The 19,127-nt window shown below is 38.8% G+C and carries 15 protein-coding genes; 11 read left to right on the top strand and 4 right to left on the bottom strand.

Annotated features, from left to right (window positions below; all coding sequences use genetic code 11):
* The first annotated feature begins 8 nt into the window (after nt 1-8).
* From CA265_10130 to CA265_10095, 8 genes are all read left to right on the top strand, one after another.
* Nucleotides 9-902 (top strand): hypothetical protein, encoded by an 894-nt coding sequence (locus CA265_10130; protein ID ARS39987.1) that lies wholly within the window; start codon nt 9-11, stop codon nt 900-902.
* Nucleotides 903-965: 63 nt separating this feature from the next.
* Complete coding sequence (locus tag CA265_10125) at nt 966-2,279, top strand: hypothetical protein (protein ID ARS39986.1); 1,314 nt, start codon at nt 966-968, stop codon at nt 2,277-2,279.
* A 51-nt stretch (nt 2,280-2,330) separates the two neighbouring features.
* Nucleotides 2,331-3,104 carry a lipolytic protein G-D-S-L family gene (locus CA265_10120; protein ARS39985.1) on the top strand — a complete coding sequence of 258 codons (774 nt, stop codon included), beginning with the start codon at nt 2,331-2,333 and terminating at the stop codon, nt 3,102-3,104.
* A 134-nt stretch (nt 3,105-3,238) separates the two neighbouring features.
* The gene (locus CA265_10115) at nt 3,239-3,979 is read left to right on the top strand and encodes a hypothetical protein (protein ARS39984.1); all 741 of its coding nucleotides are present in this window, start codon (nt 3,239-3,241) and stop codon (nt 3,977-3,979) included.
* Nucleotides 3,980-3,981: 2 nt separating this feature from the next.
* Nucleotides 3,982-4,980 (top strand): urea amidolyase, encoded by a 999-nt coding sequence (locus CA265_10110; protein ARS39983.1) that lies wholly within the window; start codon nt 3,982-3,984, stop codon nt 4,978-4,980.
* Entirely contained in the window at nt 4,977-5,738 is a 762-nt protein-coding gene (locus tag CA265_10105; protein ID ARS39982.1) for a lactam utilization protein LamB, read from the top strand. The genes CA265_10110 and CA265_10105 overlap by 4 nt, the downstream gene beginning before the upstream one ends.
* The gene (locus tag CA265_10100) at nt 5,735-6,919 is read left to right on the top strand and encodes a hypothetical protein (protein ARS39981.1); all 1,185 of its coding nucleotides are present in this window, start codon (nt 5,735-5,737) and stop codon (nt 6,917-6,919) included. Before CA265_10105 ends, CA265_10100 begins: the two co-directional genes overlap by 4 nt.
* 11 nt (nt 6,920-6,930) lie before the next feature.
* Nucleotides 6,931-9,492, top strand: coding sequence for an aminopeptidase (locus tag CA265_10095; GenBank protein ID ARS39980.1), 2,562 nt, complete (start codon nt 6,931-6,933; stop codon nt 9,490-9,492).
* A 611-nt stretch (nt 9,493-10,103) separates the two neighbouring features.
* Here the strand turns inward: CA265_10095 and CA265_10090 are convergent.
* From CA265_10090 to CA265_10075, 4 genes are all read right to left on the bottom strand, one after another.
* The gene (locus CA265_10090; GenBank protein ID ARS39979.1) at nt 10,104-11,177 is read right to left on the bottom strand and encodes a hypothetical protein; all 1,074 of its coding nucleotides are present in this window, start codon (nt 11,175-11,177) and stop codon (nt 10,104-10,106) included.
* Between the two features lie 44 nt (nt 11,178-11,221).
* On the bottom strand, nt 11,222-12,418 hold the full coding sequence (locus CA265_10085; GenBank protein ID ARS39978.1) for an acetate kinase: 1,197 nt from the start codon (nt 12,416-12,418) through the stop codon (nt 11,222-11,224).
* 1 nt (nt 12,419) lies between these two features.
* A complete protein-coding gene (locus CA265_10080) occupies nt 12,420-14,507 on the bottom strand; it encodes a phosphate acetyltransferase (GenBank protein ARS39977.1) in 2,088 nt (695 codons plus the stop codon).
* A 236-nt stretch (nt 14,508-14,743) separates the two neighbouring features.
* Nucleotides 14,744-14,962: a hypothetical protein gene (locus CA265_10075; protein ID ARS39976.1), complete on the bottom strand. Its 219-nt coding sequence runs from the start codon at nt 14,960-14,962 to the stop codon at nt 14,744-14,746.
* 188 nt (nt 14,963-15,150) lie between these two features.
* On the opposite strand from CA265_10075, the gene CA265_10070 reads away from it, so the two are divergent.
* The 3 genes from CA265_10070 to CA265_10060 all read left to right on the top strand — a co-directional run bounded on the left by CA265_10070 (nt 15,151) and on the right by CA265_10060 (nt 19,113).
* Nucleotides 15,151-15,828 (top strand): competence protein, encoded by a 678-nt coding sequence (locus tag CA265_10070; GenBank protein ID ARS39975.1) that lies wholly within the window; start codon nt 15,151-15,153, stop codon nt 15,826-15,828.
* Between the two features lie 62 nt (nt 15,829-15,890).
* Nucleotides 15,891-16,415 carry a hypothetical protein gene (locus tag CA265_10065; protein ARS39974.1) on the top strand — a complete coding sequence of 175 codons (525 nt, stop codon included), beginning with the start codon at nt 15,891-15,893 and terminating at the stop codon, nt 16,413-16,415.
* Nucleotides 16,416-16,737: 322 nt separating this feature from the next.
* On the top strand, nt 16,738-19,113 hold the full coding sequence (locus tag CA265_10060) for an energy transducer TonB (GenBank protein ID ARS39973.1): 2,376 nt from the start codon (nt 16,738-16,740) through the stop codon (nt 19,111-19,113).
* Nucleotides 19,114-19,127 lie beyond the last annotated feature (14 nt).

Raw genomic sequence — 19,127 nt, 5'->3', positions numbered from 1 at the left:
ATAAAGCTATGAAAACAAATTACTTTTTAAAAAGACTCATTTTTTTGATGCTTGCCAGCCTGGCAATGCTTTCGTGTAAGAAAAATATTAATGAACATCCGGAAGAAGGAGGCAAAAAACAAACTGTAAAATTTATGGTTACGGGGGCTAATAATGATCTGGGAACGGCAGGGGATGCGGTAAATGCCCCGCTTAAAGACCTGATTAAACAGTTAACCATTGTGGTTTATCAATCGTTTACCGGACAAGAGTATACCCGTGTTACCCAGCTCGCTACCGATCCTAATTTTGGGGAACTTAGTTTAGACCTTCCGCTTAATACCTATAATTTTGTGGCTATCGGTTCTCGGTCGTTATTTGGCATTAATCAATTTTATCAGGGTGCTACCAATACCGTTATTTTGCCTTTTAATGAGGGAAATATGCAATATTGGCAACCTAATCAGTCTCCATCCGAAAAATTATACAAAACAGATGATACGTTTGTAGCAACCATTATGAACACCATAAATGCCAATCAGACTATTAATTTAAATATGGAAAGGATTGTGGGTAAGCTGGAAGTGCTTGTAGAAGATGTAGCCAATTACGAAGTTGATGTAAATAATGAAGCAACAGGTTATCTGTTTGCCGCAAAAACATCATTTGGCAGTATTGAAAATGATTTTGGTTATATCGTAAATAACACAAAAGGCCCAATTAGTATTTATATTCTCCGTACCGATAAACCTTTGGAAATTGAAGTGAGCGGTGGTGGAAGAAGGCGCTCGCTTTCTGTTCCGGTTTATAAAAATAAAAGAACGGTGGTAAAGGGCAAATTACTGGAACCTATTGGGAAAGTTGGGTTTAGCTTTGTGATTAATGATAAATGGCTGGCTGATACTACACTTGTAACACTTTAAACCGGCCATTTCATGCTGTGTTTATAACTCGTTATAAGCAAGCCTCTAAATGATTAAAATATAATGATATATTTGCTAATTAATTTAGTAAGTATGTCGGTAAAGGTTAATATCACTTCAAAGGGAATACAAAAGGTACTTAAAAACTATAATGAAAAGCAAGCCATTGCCGAATACATCTGGAATGGTTTTGATGCCAATGCAAATACCATACGCGTAGATTATGTAGCCAATCCGCTTGGTCTTTTGGAGGAGCTCACCATTGCTGATAATGGATATGGAATCAATTTTGATCGTTTACAGCAAAAATTCGATCCCTTTTTTGAATCTGAAAAATCTATCCAGATTGTGGCGCCCAAGCATACTTCTAAAATGCATGGCCGTAACGGGGTAGGGAGACTTACGTTTTTTACCTTTGCGCATGATGCCGTTTGGCATACCACTTACCAATCAGCGCAGGGCTTTCGTTATGGTGAAATAAAAATTAGCACTGGTGGTTTAAATAGTTATAGCCACGATTTTACTGCTGCCCCGACTGGTGTTGGTGAGACCGGGACAACAGTTTCTTTTGCCAATTTGAGGATCAGCCTGCAAGATATGGAAGAAACGGTACTTCCTTTTTTGATAAACGAATTCTGTTGGTTTATTGAATTGAATAAGCATAAAAATTATTCAATTATTGTAAATGGCGAAACATTAGATTTTAGCAGCAATGTTAAAACCTTAGAAGAGTTTAATCTTTTTTATCTCGATACGGCCGTTACTTTTAAAATTAAATATGTGCACTGGAAAGAAAATTTGCACAAAGAACTGTCTAAATATTATTTTTTAGCCGAAGGAGAAGAAATTTATAAGGATTACACTACCTTAAATAAAAAGAGCGACGATTATTTCCATAGTGTTTACATCGAAAGTGATTTTTTTCGTGATTTCGATTTTAAGAGTTTCGAAAATGAAGGACAGGTAGCCATATTTGGTGCCGCTAAATCTTCGGCCGAATATAGATTTGTAATTAAAGCACTAACAGAATATCTTAAAGGTAAACGTAAACCATTTTTAAAAGAGTATGCCAATCGCTTGGTTGAAACTTACGAACAGGAAGAGATCTTTCCGGTTTATGCCACCGAAAGGGAAAAAGAATTAAGGAAACCAGCCCTGGTTAATTTGATTAAGGCATTATATGAAATTGAACCCAAATTGTTTAGCAGTTTAAATACCGATCAGAAGAAAACTTTGGTACGCCTGATCGATCTTTTAATGCGCTCAAACCTACGTGATGAGATTTTTGAAATGTTTAATGGCCGGATAGAATTAGAGGCTGAAGAAAAACATGAGTTATTGCAGTTGATAAAAGGCCTTGAATCAACACAAAATTAGATTGAAATTAATAAGTATTTAGTAATTTGTTGCCGATAAAAACAACTTTAGATGAAAAGATTCCTGTTATTGATCAGCATTTTACTCATGAATACCCCATTGCTGTTCGCACAGCAAAAAGAGCGTAACCTTAATATTGTTTTTATTGGCAATAGTATCACTCAAGGTGTTCAGCTCGCTAATCCTGCTGATGCCCCACCTGCGGTAGCCGTTGCTTATCTGCTTAGACAAAAAGGAATAAACGAGGTTAAATTCAGCAATCAGGGCCATAGCGGTTACACCACTCTTGATTTTTTACCTGGCGCAGGCCGCACTTTTAATCAAGTTGAAGAAGCAGCCAATGCATTTACCAATAAAGAAGCACTACTGGTTTTTTCATTAAAGCTCGGCACCAACGATAGCGCTATCCAGGGACCACATGGGGCTCCCGTTTCACCTGATCGGTATATCGAAAATGTAAAAACCATCATAGAGAAATTATTGGCCGATTTTCCAAAGGCTATTGTGGTATTACAGCACCCTATCTGGTATAGTCCAAATACTTATAATAGCTCAAAATATTTGCAAGAGGGCTTATCGAGAGTGCAGGCTTACATTCCAAAAATTGATAGCCTTGTTACAAGTTACCGTTTAACAAAACCCAAACATGTTTTCGTGGGGGATAAAAAGGCTTTTGCTTATTTTAAAAAACACCATCTAACCGAGCTGATTCCAGAAAAGGGGCAGGCGGGTACTTTTTACCTGCATCCAAATAAATCAGGTGCAGTATCTTTAGGCGAATTTTGGGGCAAAGCCATTGAACGGGTGGTAAAGAAAAATTTTTAATCCCATGGGCTGGGTTAGCCAATATTCATAAATCTTTGCGATTTTGATATTATATAGTCATTTTTATAGCAGCAGTTAGTTGTCAAACCCCGTTTTATGAAGATCATTTATGATTAAATCCTTTCTGTTTTTATATGAGTGACCAGGTAGGATATTTTGGAACAAACCTGCCCATGAAAATTTACGGGTTGAGCGAAAAATCGGTTACCTTAACGTTCGGAACGGCCATTGACAACGATTTATTGAGCCTGATTACCGATTTTAATCAGTTGCTGCTACAAAATCCTTTTGCTGGTTTAATTACCACAGTTCCGGCTTATACCACATTAACTGTGTTTTTTGATCCGCTAAGTGTGATGTTATCAGGTCTTCCGGGCGAGGCTTGTTTCGATAAGGTATCGGCACATTTAAATAAAATTGCACAAACAAAAAGAGAAAAATCGAGTGTAATAGCTGATAAACTGGTTATTCCGGTCTGTTATGGCGGCGATTTTGGCCAGGATCTTTTAACGGTTGCCCGCACCAATAACCTGACCGAAACTGAGGTAATCGATATACATACCGCCGGACAGTACATGGTTTTTATGATCGGTTTTGTGCCAGGTTTTGCCTACATGGGTGGTATGGATGCGAGATTATCCACCCCCAGAAAAGAAATTCCCAGTGCTAAAATACTCGCTGGATCTGTAGGTATTGCAGGCCATCAAACGGGTATTTATCCTTTGGAAACCCCGGGTGGATGGCAGATTATCGGCAAAACCCCATTAAAGATGTTTGAGGTAAACCGTTCTCAACCATCCCTTTTAAAGGGAGGTGATCAGGTTACTTTTAAAGCCATTGGTATAGATGAGTTTAATGCTTACGCTGAAATATGAGTATGAAAATTAGCATCATTAAGCCAGGCTTGTTAAGCACCATTCAGGATTTAGGCCGGTACCGATACCTTTCGCAGGCTGTACCTGTTTCGGGGGCGATGGATGAGCTGTCGCACCGTCTGGCCAATAAGGCAGTTGGTAACGATGATCATCATGCTACCATCGAGTTTACTTATGCTGATGCTTCATTTAAAGCTGAAACACCTGTTCTGCTTTCTTATTCTGGCGATGGTGCATTTTTGATTTACAATGATGAGTTAATGCCTGCAGAAAAGCCATTGTTTTTTCCGGCAGGTTCGGTTATAAAGCTCATCAGTAACACCATTGGTGCGCGTACCTATTTGGCTGTTGCTGGTGGATGGGAGGTGCCGGATGTAATGGAAAGCAGAAGCACCTATCTTACTGCTGCTTTTGGCGGCTTTAAAGGGAGAGCATTGCGAAAAGCCGATGTTTTGAGCAGTGGTACTATTCTTAATGAAGTATCGAATGGGATAATAAAACAATTAATCAACCGGTCGTTAATCTACCCAAATTGGCGTATTTCACGCGAAAGTTTACTGCCAGAGAAAAGGCAAACCATTAGGGTTGTACTCGCCAATGAAATCAGCTGGTTTGATGCCACATCCATTATTTCATTTTTAACCAATTTTTATACCATCGACAGAAGGAGTAACCGCATGGGTTATCATTTATTGGGAAAACCATTGGTGAGGAGGGTTAAACAGGAATTGCTCAGTACAGCAGTAACACCCGGGATTATTCAGGTAACCGGAAGTGGCGATTTGGTTATACTCATGGCCGATTGTCAAACAACAGGTGGTTATCCGCGTATTGCCCATGTTGCAGCAGTCGATTTGCCTTTATGTGCACAGTTAAAACCTGGTGATGCCATTCACTTTTCCGAAATTTCGAGAGATGAGGCAGAAGAACTTTACCTTGAACGGGAACGCGATTTATCATTGATTACCACGGCCATAAGCCTAAAATATATTAAAACATGAAAATGATCGACCTTAATTGCGACATGGGAGAAGCATTTGGGAATTATGTTATGCCCAATGATGAAAAACTGATGGAATATATTTCATCGGTAAATATTGCCTGTGGTTTCCATGCCGGCGATCCGGCTGTAATGCAGCAAACGGTCGCTTTAGCCTTAAAAAACGGGGTGGCCATTGGTGCGCACCCGGGTTTGCCCGATTTGCAAGGTTTTGGTCGCAGAGAAATGAAGATTACTGCAAACGAAGCCTATCAGCTTACTTTATATCAAATTGGTGCATTAAGTGCTTTTGTAAAAGCTGCAGGCAGCAAATTACATCATGTTAAAGCACATGGTGCATTATATAATATGGCTGCAAAGGACAGTAGTTTAGCAAAAGCCATTGTACAGGCTGTTTACGATTTCGATCCAAGTCTGATTTTGTATGCTCTGGCAGGTAGCAAGATGATTGAGGAAGCTGAAAAAGTGGACATAATAACCGCATCCGAAGTTTTTGCCGACCGTAGTTATCAGGATGATGGATTACTGACTCCACGCTCTGCAGACAATGCTTTAATTACGAGCGAAGAAGAGGCTGTAAATCAGGTTTTGGGATTTGCTTTAAAGCAGGAAGTACGGAGTACAAGTGGAAATCGTATCACAGTCAGGGCCGAAACGGTTTGTTTGCATGGCGATGGTGAACATGCTGTTGCTTTTGCTAAATTAATAGCGGAGCGATTAAAAAAAGAAGGTATTGTTATTAAAGCCCAGGTAATATGAAGCCAAAATACAACTGGAGTGTACTTTTAGGGGCTGCTTTTTTAATGGCTTCATCGGCTATTGGTCCTGGTTTTTTAACACAAACAGCCGTTTTCACCCAACAGTTGGGGGCGAGTTTTGCGTTTGTGATATTGTTATCCATCGTATTAGATGCCATTGCACAGTTGAACATCTGGCGGATTATTGCCGTTGCTGATAAACCTGCTCAGGATATCGCCAATAAGGTATTTCCAGGCCTGGGTTACTTTATTTCTTTTCTGGTTTTTTTAGGTGGTCTGGCTTTTAACATTGGTAATATTGCAGGTGCTGGTTTAGGACTAAATGTGTTATTCGGCATTAGTGTAGGTCAGGGTGCTGTTATCAGTGCTATTATGGCAATTGGCATTTTTATTTACAAAGAAGCAGGTAAGGCGATGGATGTTTTTGCCAAAACCATGGGGCTGATTAAAATTGTACTCGCCTTAATTATAGCCTACACCAGTTCGCCGCCATTGGCAGAAGCCGCATTAAGGGCTGTAAATCCTACACAATTCAGTTTTACAGCAGTATTAACCATAGTTGGTGGAACAGTTGGCGGTTATATTACTTTTTCAGGTGCACATCGTTTATTGGATGCCAGACAAACCGGAATCCAGAATTTAAGCGCCGTAAATAAGGGTGCACTAAGCGCCATCGGACTCGCATCTGTTATGCGCTTATTGTTATTTATTGCGGCTTTAGGGGTAGTTAGTAAAGGTTTTACTTTAGATCCATCCAATCCGGCAGCTTCGGTTTTTAAACTGGCCAGCGGCGAAATCGGGTATAAAATTTTTGGTGTAGTGATATGGGCTGCGGGGATTTCATCGGTTGTGGGCTCTGCATATACCTCCATCTCTTTTATTAAGAGTTTTCACCCCATGATCTTAAAGTTTAACAGAGAGATTATCATTGCCTTCATATCCATCTCCTGCATTATTTTTATCCTGATTGGTAAACCCGTTAAAATACTGCTTACTGTAGGCGCCATTAATGGATTTATTTTACCTATTGCACTGGGTATTATGCTTATTGCTGCTTATAAAATCAAAATTATCGCAAATTACAAACAACCGTTTTGGTTAACCTTAACCGGCTTAGCGGTGGTATTAACCATGGTTTGGATGAGTTATGGCACCATTATACAAATGATAAACGGAGAATAAATCTTTATAAAATGAATACGATTACTAAATATTTTTGCTTATTTCAACTGTTGAGTGTTACCTGTTTTGCGCAGCAGCGTACAAAACCAGTGGCCGTAGAACCGGGAGTTTCTCTAACATTGGCTAACGCCAGAAGCGCAACAATAAGTAATATTCAATACAAGCTTCATTTTACTGTACCGACAGCACAGAATGCATTAATAGAATCAACTGAAACTATTGATTTTAAGTTAAATAAGTTAATTGATCTACAGGTCGACTTTAAGCAGGATTTAGATCACATAAAACAAATATCGGTTAATGGAAAAACCATACCAGTCGATTTTAAAGCAGAACATATCCTGGTAAAACAGGAGTATTTAAAAGTCGGGAATAACCATGTTGAAATCGAATTCATTGCTGGTAACGAATCATTAAACAGAAATAAAGATTTTTTGTATGCGCTCTTTGTTCCTGATCATGCCAGAACTGTATTTCCTTGCTTTGATCAGCCTGATTTAAAGGCTAACTTTTTACTTTCGTTAACCGTTCCAACTGACTGGAAGGTAATGGCTAATGCGATTAAAAAAGATTCACTGGTACAAGGCAATTCGACCACTTACCATTTCAATAATTCGGATAAATTACCCACCTATTTATTCTCTTTTACGGCAGGAAAATACAGCCTGATAAACCGGGAAATGAAAAATAATAAAATGGAATTTCTACACCGGGAAACGGATTCAGCGAAAATTAAATTCAGTGTAGATTCTGTTTTTGTCGCACATCGCGATGCCATCGATTTTTTAGAAGACTGGACAGCGATAAAATATCCTTTCCAGAAAGTAGGTTTTGTCAGCATTCCTGATTTTCAGTTTGGTGGTATGGAACACCCTGGAGAAGTACAATATAAGGCATCCGCATTGTTTTTAGATCAGGGGGCAACTAAAGATCAGTTTATTTCGCGTTCAAATCTGATTTCGCATGAAACGGCACATATGTGGTTTGGCGATCTGGTCACTATGAAATGGTTTAACGACGTTTGGATGAAAGAGGTTTTTGCCAATTTTATGGCCGATAAGGTAACCGAAAAATTAATGGGCAAGTCTACTTTCGACCTTAAGTTTTTACAAGACCATTATCCGGCAGCTTATGGGGTAGATAGAACATTGGGCGCTAACCCCATTCGACAGCAACTGGATAATTTACAGGAAGCGGGATCGATGTATGGAAACATAATTTACCATAAAGCACCCATTATGATGCGTCAATTGGAGTTACTGATGGGCAAGGAGAATTTTCAGCAGGGAATAAGGGAATACCTGAAAAAATACAGTTATGGCAACGCTACCTGGAATGATTTGATCGCCATTTTAAGTAAATACAGTAAAAGTGATCTCCTGAGCTGGAATAAAGTATGGGTAAATGAACCTGGCAGACCAGTTTTTAGTTATGATATTAAATACAATGGAGATAAAATAAGTAATTTAAGCTTAAATCAAAACAGTGAGATGGGGCAAGCCAGGGTATGGCCACAATCATTCACGGTTAAGCTGGTTTACCCAACCTATAGCAAGGTTTTGGTGGTCAGCGCGAAGACTGCTAAAACAGATTTAATGGAGGCAAAAGGTCTTCCAAAACCAAAGTATATTTTATTTAATGCAAACGGTGCCGGATATGGCCTTTTCCCAATCGATCAGGAGATGATGGCAAATCTTTATCATCTTGAGGATCCCTTAGAACGTGCATCGGCTTATATCAATGCCTATGAAAATATGCTTTCGGGCAAAGGTAATAAGCCTAAAGCGCTTTTAACAGTGTTTTTACAGGGATTGGCAGTTGAAAAAAATGAAATGAACCTTAGGTTGATTACGGGATACCTCACTAATATTTACTGGACTTTTCTTACTGCTGAAGTACGGAATGGTATGTATGAAAGCGTGGAGAAAACAATATGGAATGCAATGGAGCAGCAGCCAATGCAAAATAACAGGAAGATTTTGTTCAATGCTTATCAAAATGTGTATTTAAGTGCCGATGCCGGGAAACGCATGTATGATATCTGGTTCAGGCAAACTGCACCAAATGGAATTAAATTGTTAGAGGATGATTATAATGCAATGGCTTTAACACTGGCACTTAAAACTGATACCGCAAACACCATCCTGAAAGCGCAGTTAGAAAGGACCAAAAATGAAGACCGTAGAAATCGGTTGATTTATTTAATGCCCGCATTATCTTTAGATGTGAAGGAAAGAGGTCAATTCTTTAACGCTTTAAAAGACCGGAAAAACCGTCAGAAAGAAGCCTGGGTAACTACGGCTTTATCTTATCTGCATCATCCCATCAGGCAAAAAACAGCTATTCATTATCTGAAAGAAAGTTTAGATTTATTGGAAGAAATACAGAAAACAGGGGATATATTTTTTCCGCAATCGTGGCTGGCTGCTATTTTTTCCAGTTATAACAACAAAGAAGCAAATGCAGTGGTACAGGATTTCTTAAAATCACATCCTGCTTACAACTCAAAATTAAGGGATAAAATTTTGCAGACAACAGATAATCTTCGCCGGGCACAGGTCATTCTACATTAAGCGCCAATGTAAATAAATTTGTTACATACAGGTTTAAGAAGAATTTATACTTTTGTCGCGAGAGCGTTAATTTAGATTGAAAGGGGTAAACATGAATTTGTTTGCCCTTTTCTTTTACGAGTAATCGTCATGCTGAATTTATTTCAGCATCTTTCCTGCAAAATAAATCCTGAAATGAATTACCTGCGGTGAGCTCGCTAATGTTCTTCACTTCTTAATGTTTAGGATACTTTTAAATGAGGCAGTGTATTTTACCACCTAAGCCACCTGAGATCATCTGAGTTTTTGGAATCGTGCTTAGAAACGTTAACCTTCTCTACCAAATAATAATGGGTTGTGGCACTAATTGAAAGATTCTGTTTGACTATTTAGGTCGTCTAATAAACTGTTTAATAAAATGTCTCTTTTATCTTCAATTGAAGCATCATCCTGGATCAAAACGGTAAGGTTCGTATTTTCTGTTGTTTGAGTTTGCATATAAGGCTGCGGTTAATGTTTGTCAATTAAATGTCTACCATTATCTAACGTCGATTTTAGAATATAGTTTGTAACTTTTTTAATTGAGTAGCAGCGTTTACACCTACGATTGGAAAAATCACTCCGAAAATAACTTAACTCTGGTCATCCAGGACCTGTAGTAAATGATTTAAGTCTTCTTCTGTATTGTAATAATGGAAAGAAATCCTTGTACCGGCTCCTCTTGGCGAACAAAGTATTTTGGCAGCAGCAAGTTTATCCACTGTTTTTTGATCTAAAGGCATACTCATAATGGTCGATTGATACTTCCTGTCAAGCGTCCAGTCAGGGATTAATCCTCTGGAATTTAATTCCAGCCTGGCCCGATTACAAAGCGTTTGCGTGGTTTTTTCAATCCAATCAAAGCCAAATGAACTAAGATAATTTAAACTTTCGTTTAAGGTGCCGAAGTTTAGGGTATCTAAATGGCCAGGTTCGAAACACATCGATAAATGATCTTTTCCTTTTAAAAATGGTGCTGTTGGCAGTTGGGCCAATTTGTTTTTGGTGAAGACCGCATCTTTCATCTGATCAGAAAGAAATGCGTAGCCATTACCATAGCCTGCTAAAAGCCATTTGTATCCGCTGCCAATCAACGCGTCTAAACCCGTTTTTTCAAAATCATAAGCAGTAGTACCCAAAAACTGCGTGCCATCGCCAACCAATAAAAGATCAGGATAAGTGTTTTTTAGTTTCCGGATAAAATCATCATCCATCCTAAGTCCACTAATGTATTGTACCATGCTAAACGCCAGTATAGTAGGTTTGAACTTCTCAATGGCGTTAATGATGTTTTCTTCAAGCTTTTCATCGATGGTTATACTATGATAATCGAAACCCATGCTGATTACCGGATAACTTACCGATGGATATTCCTCTTCTAAAAGTAAAAAACGATGACTTTTATCCAATCCGCTCAATAAGATATTGAAACCGACTGAAAAATTTTGAACGAGATAAGTATTGTCTGGTTTTGAGCCAAAAAGCTTCGCTATATTATTTCTGAGGTCGGTAATAACCGGCAGATTTTCCATTCTGAAAATGCTTCCGCCAGCAATAAATGCTTCGTCATGTTGAGTTCTCCATGCTGCCAGATTGGTCGATAAAATGCCCGAATTGGCGGTGTTTAGGTAAGTATATTCTTTGAGGATCGGGAAAAATAGGTTCATGCTCAAATTTAAAAGAATTCTGTATTAAAAAAATAATTCAGGCGTCAAGTTAGCCGCTCAAAACATTGATGGGCAATTTCATATTCTTCGTTGGTTGGAATAACCAGGATTTTTACTTTAGCGCCTGTTTTATTAATTTCTTTCAACGCTCCATGGTAGGCTGCATTTTGATTTGGATCTAATTCAATACCCAGATAATCGAGTGCTGAACAAACGGCCTCACGCATATTGCTGTCGTTTTCACCCACACCTGCTGTAAATACAATGGCGTCTATACCATTTAAAATAGCCGCATAAGCGCCAATAAATTTTTTGATCCTGTAAGCATACAGTTTTAATGCTAAAATTGCAGCTGCATTTCCTTCGCTGACCATTTTTCTGATATCGCGCATGTCACTTGAGCCACCTACACCTAAAAGTCCTGATTGTTTGTTAACCAGGGTACTTAACTGCTCTAAAGTATATCCTGAATGTTCCATTAAATGAAAAATAACCGACGGATCGATATCTCCAGAGCGTGTGCCCATCATTAATCCGCTTAGCGGGCCAAATCCCATACTGGTATCTATCGATTTACCATTTTTAATGGCTGTGATGCTGCAGCCGTTACCTAGGTGTATGCTGATGATTTTACTTTCAGCCTTATTTAACCATTTAATGGCTTGTTCGCTTACATATTTATGGCTGGTGCCATGAAATCCATATACCCTGATGCCATGTTCTTTGTAATACCATTCCGGAATCGCATAACGATAAGCCTGTTCCGGTATGGTTTGGTGAAATGCCGTATCGAATACTGCAATTTGTTTAGCATTTACAAAAGTTTGCTCGGCTACTTCAATACATTTATAATTAACCGGATTATGCAGCGGAGCAAGTGAAAACAGTTTTTTGATCTGATGTTTTACCTCGTCTGTAATAAGGGTTGCACCTGTAAAATGTTCGCCTCCATGCACTACACGATGGCCAACAGCCGCAATATCATCAGGACTGGCTATTACTGCATATTCCCCTTCAGTGAGTAAAGCTAACACCTGTTTTAAACCTTCACCGTGGTTAGCAATAAAACCAGACTGTTCAATGTTATACTTTTCGTTATTGCGATAAACGCTATGTTTAATAAAGGAGCCTTCAATGCCAATACGCTCTACCAGGCCGCTGCAAAGCGGCGCTTTTTCAGGCATGTTAAAAAGCTGGTACTTTAAAGAGCTACTTCCCGAATTGATTACTAAAATGTTCATATTAAATATCCTGACATTGAATTGCTGTAATTACAACGGTATTAAAAATATCATCTACCGTACAGCCACGGCTCAAATCGTTTATTGGTTTATTTAGGCCTTGCAGCATTGGACCAATGGCTAATGCGCCGGTTTCACGCTGTACCGCTTTATAGGTGTTGTTACCTGTATTTAGATCGGGGAAGATCAATACACTCGCCCTGCCTGCAACCTCAGAACCTGGTAATTTTTGTCTACCCACTAATGGATCTACAGCAGCATCATATTGTATCGGACCTTCAATTTTTAATTCCGGATGCCTTGCTTTTACGATGGCCGTAGCTTCTCTTACGCGTTCTACATCTTCACCTTCGCCTGATGTGCCGGAAGAATAAGATAACATGGCAATGCGTGGCTCAATGCCAAATTTTGCGCTGCTTTCGGCTGAAGAAATTGCGATTTCTGCCAGCTGCTGAGCAGTAGGATTGGGGTTTACCGCACAATCGCCAAATATGGCCACCCGTTCGGGCAGGCACATAAAGAAAATGGATGAAACTACCGATACACCTGGTTTTGTTTTAACAAACTGTAAAGCAGGCCGGATGGTGTGTTGGGTAGTATGAACGGCACCCGAAACCATGCCATCGGCATCACCTTTATAAACCATCATTGTGCCGAAATAAGAAACATCGGTCATCATATCTCTGGCCATTTCGAGGTTTACATTCTTGGCTTTTCGCAATTCATGTAAGGTATTTACATAATCATTGTAATGAGCCGATTGTCCCGGGTTATGTATTTTTATCGTATTGGTATCCAGATTTAATCCAAGCCTTTTAATGGTATTGGTAATTTCGGTTGGATCGCCTAAAAGCGTAATGTCTACAATATCCTGGGTAATGAGTTTCTCCACGGCTTTTAAAATGCGTTCGTCATTTCCTTCCGGTAAAACGATGTGTTTTTTATCGCGTTTGGCCCATTTAACCAATTGATATTGAAACATATGCGGCGTAATGCCCTGATAGCTAAAAGTGATGATTTTATCATCAAGTGCTTTAATGTCGACATATTTTTCGAAAAGCTCTATCGCCACTGCGATTTTTTTCTTGTTTTCGATGGTGATATTCGAGTGAATACCGCCAATCGTAGTAGTGGTTTCGAAAGTGCCTTTTTGTACCGCTATTATGGGGATAATGGTCTGTAAACCTTCAATCAATTTAATAATCGGCTCATCGGGTAAACTGCCAGCAGTTAAAACAATACCCGCAATTTTTGGATAATTGGCCGATAAATTGGCCTGAAGCGCACCAATAATGATATCGCCACGATCGCCAGGCGTAACAATAAGCAAGTTATCTTTAATGTGCCTTAAAAAATTAGGCAACATCATGGCGCCGGTTACAAAATTGTCGACCTGGTTATCCAATAGTTCAGATCCAAAAAGCACTTCGCCACCTAAAGCCAGTGTAATTTCCTTCATCGTTGGACTTTGCAGACCAGTTTCAGTTGGAATAACGGCAATCAGCAGTTCTGCGGGTAATTGATTACTTAAGGCCTGTTTAATACGATCTGCTTCTTCAGGATTGACCATATTGGCCACTACGCCTAATACCTGTACATCGCGCAACAGGAAGTTTCGGTAAATGTTGATGGCAGATTTAAAAAGCTGACTGGCGGTTTTATTTTTCCCGGATACGACAATTAAAACGGGAGCACCCAGGTTTTTGGCCATTAAGGCGTTCGATTCGAACTCAAATGCCATGCCTTCGCCTAAGAAATCGCTTCCTTCAATTACCGTGAAATCATAGTTGTCTTCTAATTTTTTATATTTACTGATAATGGTATTGATAATGGTACCGCTATCTTCAGATTGATGCAACATTTCTTGCCGGGTAAAGGCAAAGGCATCTTCATATTTAACAGGGAGCGAAAAATAATCCAGCATGGCCTCCACATGTTCATCCTTTTTATTGGGATCGTCTTGTGCAATAATCGGTTTAAAATAGCCTACTTTTTGCGTTTTGGCCAATAACATATTGATCATCCCGAATGCAATTACTGATTTTCCGGTATAGGGTTCGGCTGAAGCAATGAATATATTTTTTGTCATAAATAAGGATCAATGTATAGTAATAACCAATTATGCCCAATATAGTTGGAAATATTTATTTTAAAAACTAAAGCAGGTTAAGTTTTAAAGACGGCATAAAATAATTACTTATTCTACACTTTAAATACCATCTATAGGCGAATCGTCAATTACGGATGTGATCATTAAGATCTAAAATTGGCCTGACTTAAATGGTCTTTTAGTTGCCAATAGGATATGATTTTAGGATAGCGGCGTTATGCGTTTGATTCAATCAAGAGTTTTAACATCTTTAAACGATGGATAAGCGGAAGATTCACTTTTGCATCGGGATTGAGTTTTAAGGGCATGAAATGACTTTCCAAAAAGTGCTCGTAATCGGTAATCACATTAGCCTGGTTGAGGTAAATAGGCACCTGTTGTTTTCCTGCCTGGGTAAAAAACTCTTCTAGCTGCTGTACTTCTTGGATGGTCATAATGCAAAGTTATCATTCTATTTTGAGCAGACGGAATTAAATTTATTTGATAGCTGGTATCTGCCTAATGCTCAATCATAATGATTTTAAAATATGGTTAGGTTATAGCCCTGGGTTGTTTCTGTACTAAGAATTTTAGTTTAAATTTGTGCTTCCCTAATAATTGTTTTTAATGGTGTGGCAAGCGCATGGATAATAGTGAAATAAGAAAAGATATTCATCGTGTTGAAATAATCCCGGATGTTTCAGCACTCAAAAAAGAATATTACCGTAAAGAAACGGCATGGCACCGCGATTGGAAGCTGGCCTTCCCACCGTCGTTTAGGGAAGTTGCCTTTTACGATGCGGCCAATACCGATATCCACCGGGCAGACATATTTACCCCATCAGGTTATACCATTGAGTTTCAAAACTCTCCAATAACAGCTGCCGAACTGCACAGCAGAGAGGCATTTTATCCAAATTTGATATGGGTATTAAACGGTAAAAAATTTAAAGGCTTTAAAATATTGAAACATTTGCCTGATGTGGATGATCCGAAACTGAAGGATTATGAGTTCTGCCATTCCGATCACCTTTCGATGGTTAGAAAAGCAGAAATTATACAGGGGCTGCCTAACCCCAAAATACTTAATTTTTACCATCCCGAACTTCAGGGAATTAAACTCACCTCAAACCTATATTCTTTTTGCTGGAAACAACCCCATAGTGTGTGGTATCTGGCTACTGCAAAAATTATTGTAGACTTAGGTGGACATTTTTTGTATGAGCTAAAACAACGTCAGCAGTTAAATGGCAATTACCCATATCTAAAAATGTTGAGTAGAAAAACCTTTATCGATTGGCATACCCCGCCAGAGATTTAAATTAAAATCAGTTAGCATTTATCAGAAATTGCCATACAACCACGTAAGTGATTAATTACAGGATGCAGGTTTGCGAGGTGAACTATTTATTTTCTGCTAAAACTGCTCAGGTTGAAAATAATTGTATGATATGGCTAAACGAGAATCATTTAAATAATAATGGGCATGTTTTTTGGGTTATTTTTTCAAAAATATTAATAATGCAACAATTTAACGCTCCTCAACAAAAATGTATCATTATCGACGATGATCAGCTTAGTATTGATATTTTAAGCAATTTTATCGCCCGAACCGGAGCACTAACGGTTGTGGCAACATATACTGATCCGATCGAAGCTATTCTGGCCGTTAGGGCGATAGGGGAAATAGATTTTTTATTCCTGGATATTGGGATGGAAGTATCAGGAATAGATGTGGCTAAAGTGCTCCGCGATCATGTTCGATACCTCATTTTCGTCACTTCGTACGAAAAATATGCACTTGATGCATTTAACGTTTATTGTGATAAGTTCATCGTTAAACCCATAACTTACCATAAAATAGAGTCGGCGATTAAAGACATTCTCAGAAAAGAAGCACCGCGATAATTAAAAAAGCATTAAATCCAATTCATCTATAGCTCTGCTGCTAATTTGAAACCTGGGGGCTGATACGGTTATTACAATACCGGGTTTACGCTAGATAAACTGGGCTTTTTGAGCAATTAAAAACGGTTGGTAATGCTCAGTTGCTCAGCTAAGTAAGCCGATATCTTCAAAAAAGGCGGTTAACAAAACATAATAATTACTAATTCTTATTTGGACTTGATCTAAATAGAGGCTATATTTGCCGAAAATAAAAATGCCACACGGTTCGGACCCGTGTGGCTAAACCGGAAATCCGGCTCACCTTTAATCTCCATTAAAAGCCATGCAAATTAAGAAAATTTTGCTATTGGGCATACTATGTGCCTGTGTAATTTTTACTTCAGCCCAAAATCGACTATCGAGCATATCAGGGCAAATCAAAACCAACGACGGAAATCCGCTTCCTGGCGTTACCGTTAAAATCCACAAAACCAATTACGTTACATTAACTGGTCCAAATGGGAATTTTAAACTCTCTAATATTCCGGTGGGTAATTATACCGTACAGGTAACTGCAATTGGTTTTAAAACGCAGAAAAAGGAAATTAAGGTAACTGATGGGGAGATAAGCACTTTAAGTTTTAGCTTATCCGAATCGTCAGAGCAAATGGAGACGGTTAACGTAATCGGCAGAACAGCAAATCAGGAAGTAAACAGGCAGGCCTTTAACGTAACGTCTGTTGATGCCAAAAAACTTTACAATACGACACTCGATATTTCTGGTGCTTTAGATCGGGTAGCGGGTATACGCGTAAGAGAATCGGGAGGGGTGGGTTCAAACTTTAACCTTTCGCTAAATGGTTTTTCTGGCAACCACGTGCGGTATTTTATCGATGGTATTCCGATGGATAATTTTGGTTCGTCCTTCCAGATCAACAACATTCCGATTAACGTAGCAGATAGGATTGAGGTGTACAAAGGCGTGGTACCAATGTGGCTCGGATCAGATGCTTTAGGTGGTGCCATTAACATTGTAACGGGCGATCGTTACCGCAATTATATAGATGCTTCTTACTCTTTTGGTTCATTTAACACACACAGAAGCGTCATTAATGCTGCCGTTACTTCAAAAAACGGACTAACCGTTCAATTAAATGCTTTCCAGAATTATTCGGATAATGATTATAAGGTAAATGTAGAAGCATCAGATATCTGGACCGGGGCATATGCGCCAAATGCCTTGCTCAAAAGGTTTCATGATACCTATCATAACGAAACATTAATTGCCAATGTAGGTGTGGTGGGCAAAAGTTATGCAGATAAACTCTTATTGGGTGTTACGGTTGGTCAGAATTATAAAGAAATACAAACCGGTGCCAGAATGGTTTCTGTTTTTGGGGGTTGGCATAGAAGAGGTAATATCTTAATGCCTACCCTAAAATATAAAAAGGAAAACCTGATTAAAGGTTTAGATGTAACCATTAACGCCAACTATAATTTAGGTAATGAGCAGAATATAGACACTTTAAATGTTAGGTACGATTGGTACGGAACATCAAAACCAAATGGCTCAAATGGCGAACGTGCCAGAAGTTTATATAAATACAAAAATAACAATGGTTTGGCAACAACCATGTTAAACTATAAAATAGACGATCATCAATCAGTAGCGCTAAGTAATGTATTTAGTACGTTCAACAGAAAGGGTAGTGATGAATTAAACCCAACAAATGCAGAATATGAAAGGCCAAAGAAAACCAATAAAAATGTTTTAGGCTTAGGTTACAATTTCGATGTAAAGGATAGGTGGAGTGCAACAGTTTTTGGTAAGTACATCAATCAAAACAATGTAAACGGAACCGGCAATAACAGAGGCACAAATAATTCAGGTAAAATGGGTTATGGATCTGCACTAAGCTACTTTGTTAATCGAAACCTGCAGTTAAAGGCTTCTTACGAGCTTACGAACCGGATGCCGGAAGCGCAGGAAATATTCGGTGATGTTGAAAATCAGGATGCTAATCCTAATCTGAAACCTGAACAAAGCGATAATTTCAATCTGGGTACCAGCTACGGTTTCGTTATCAATAAAGATCATAACTTCTCTATTTCCGCAAATGCCATCTATAGAAATGCAACTAATTTTATTTACAACCGGTTAAATCAGAACCAGGCCAAACTGGTAGCAGATAATAGAGATGGAGTTAGGACTATAGGCGGGGATGCAGAAATCCGTTATTCCTATAAAAACTGGTTAAGTGTGGGTACAACTTTAACCTACCAAAATTTAAAAAACCTGCAGAAATACGAGCGAGACCTGAATACAGGAGAATTACTTCCAACCATAAGTCCTGTTTATCTCGACCAGATGCCGAATATTCCTTATTTGTATGGCAATGGAGATATCTCTGTTTCACTAAAGAACGTTGGCAAAGGCAATAATTTAACCATTGGATATAACTTATTGTACGTACATGCTTTCTGGTTGTACTGGCCAAGCCGTGGGGGCAGAGGCGAAGATGCAGCGAAAATGGAAATTGCCCAGCAGTTTAATCACGATTTAAATCTGGTTTACAGTTTGAAAAAAGGACGTTACAACATTGGTTTAGAGGCCAAAAATTTAACCAACGCTGCCTTATACGACAATTTCAGCTTACAAAAGCCAGGCAGGGCATTCTACCTGAACCTCAGATATTTTATCAATACAATCCATAATTAATCCATTAAAAAAAG

The sequence above is a fragment of the Sphingobacteriaceae bacterium GW460-11-11-14-LB5 genome, from assembly GCA_002151545.1.
Lineage (GTDB): Bacteria > Bacteroidota > Bacteroidia > Sphingobacteriales > Sphingobacteriaceae > Pedobacter.
This window is presented reverse-complemented; position numbering and strand designations above follow the sequence as displayed.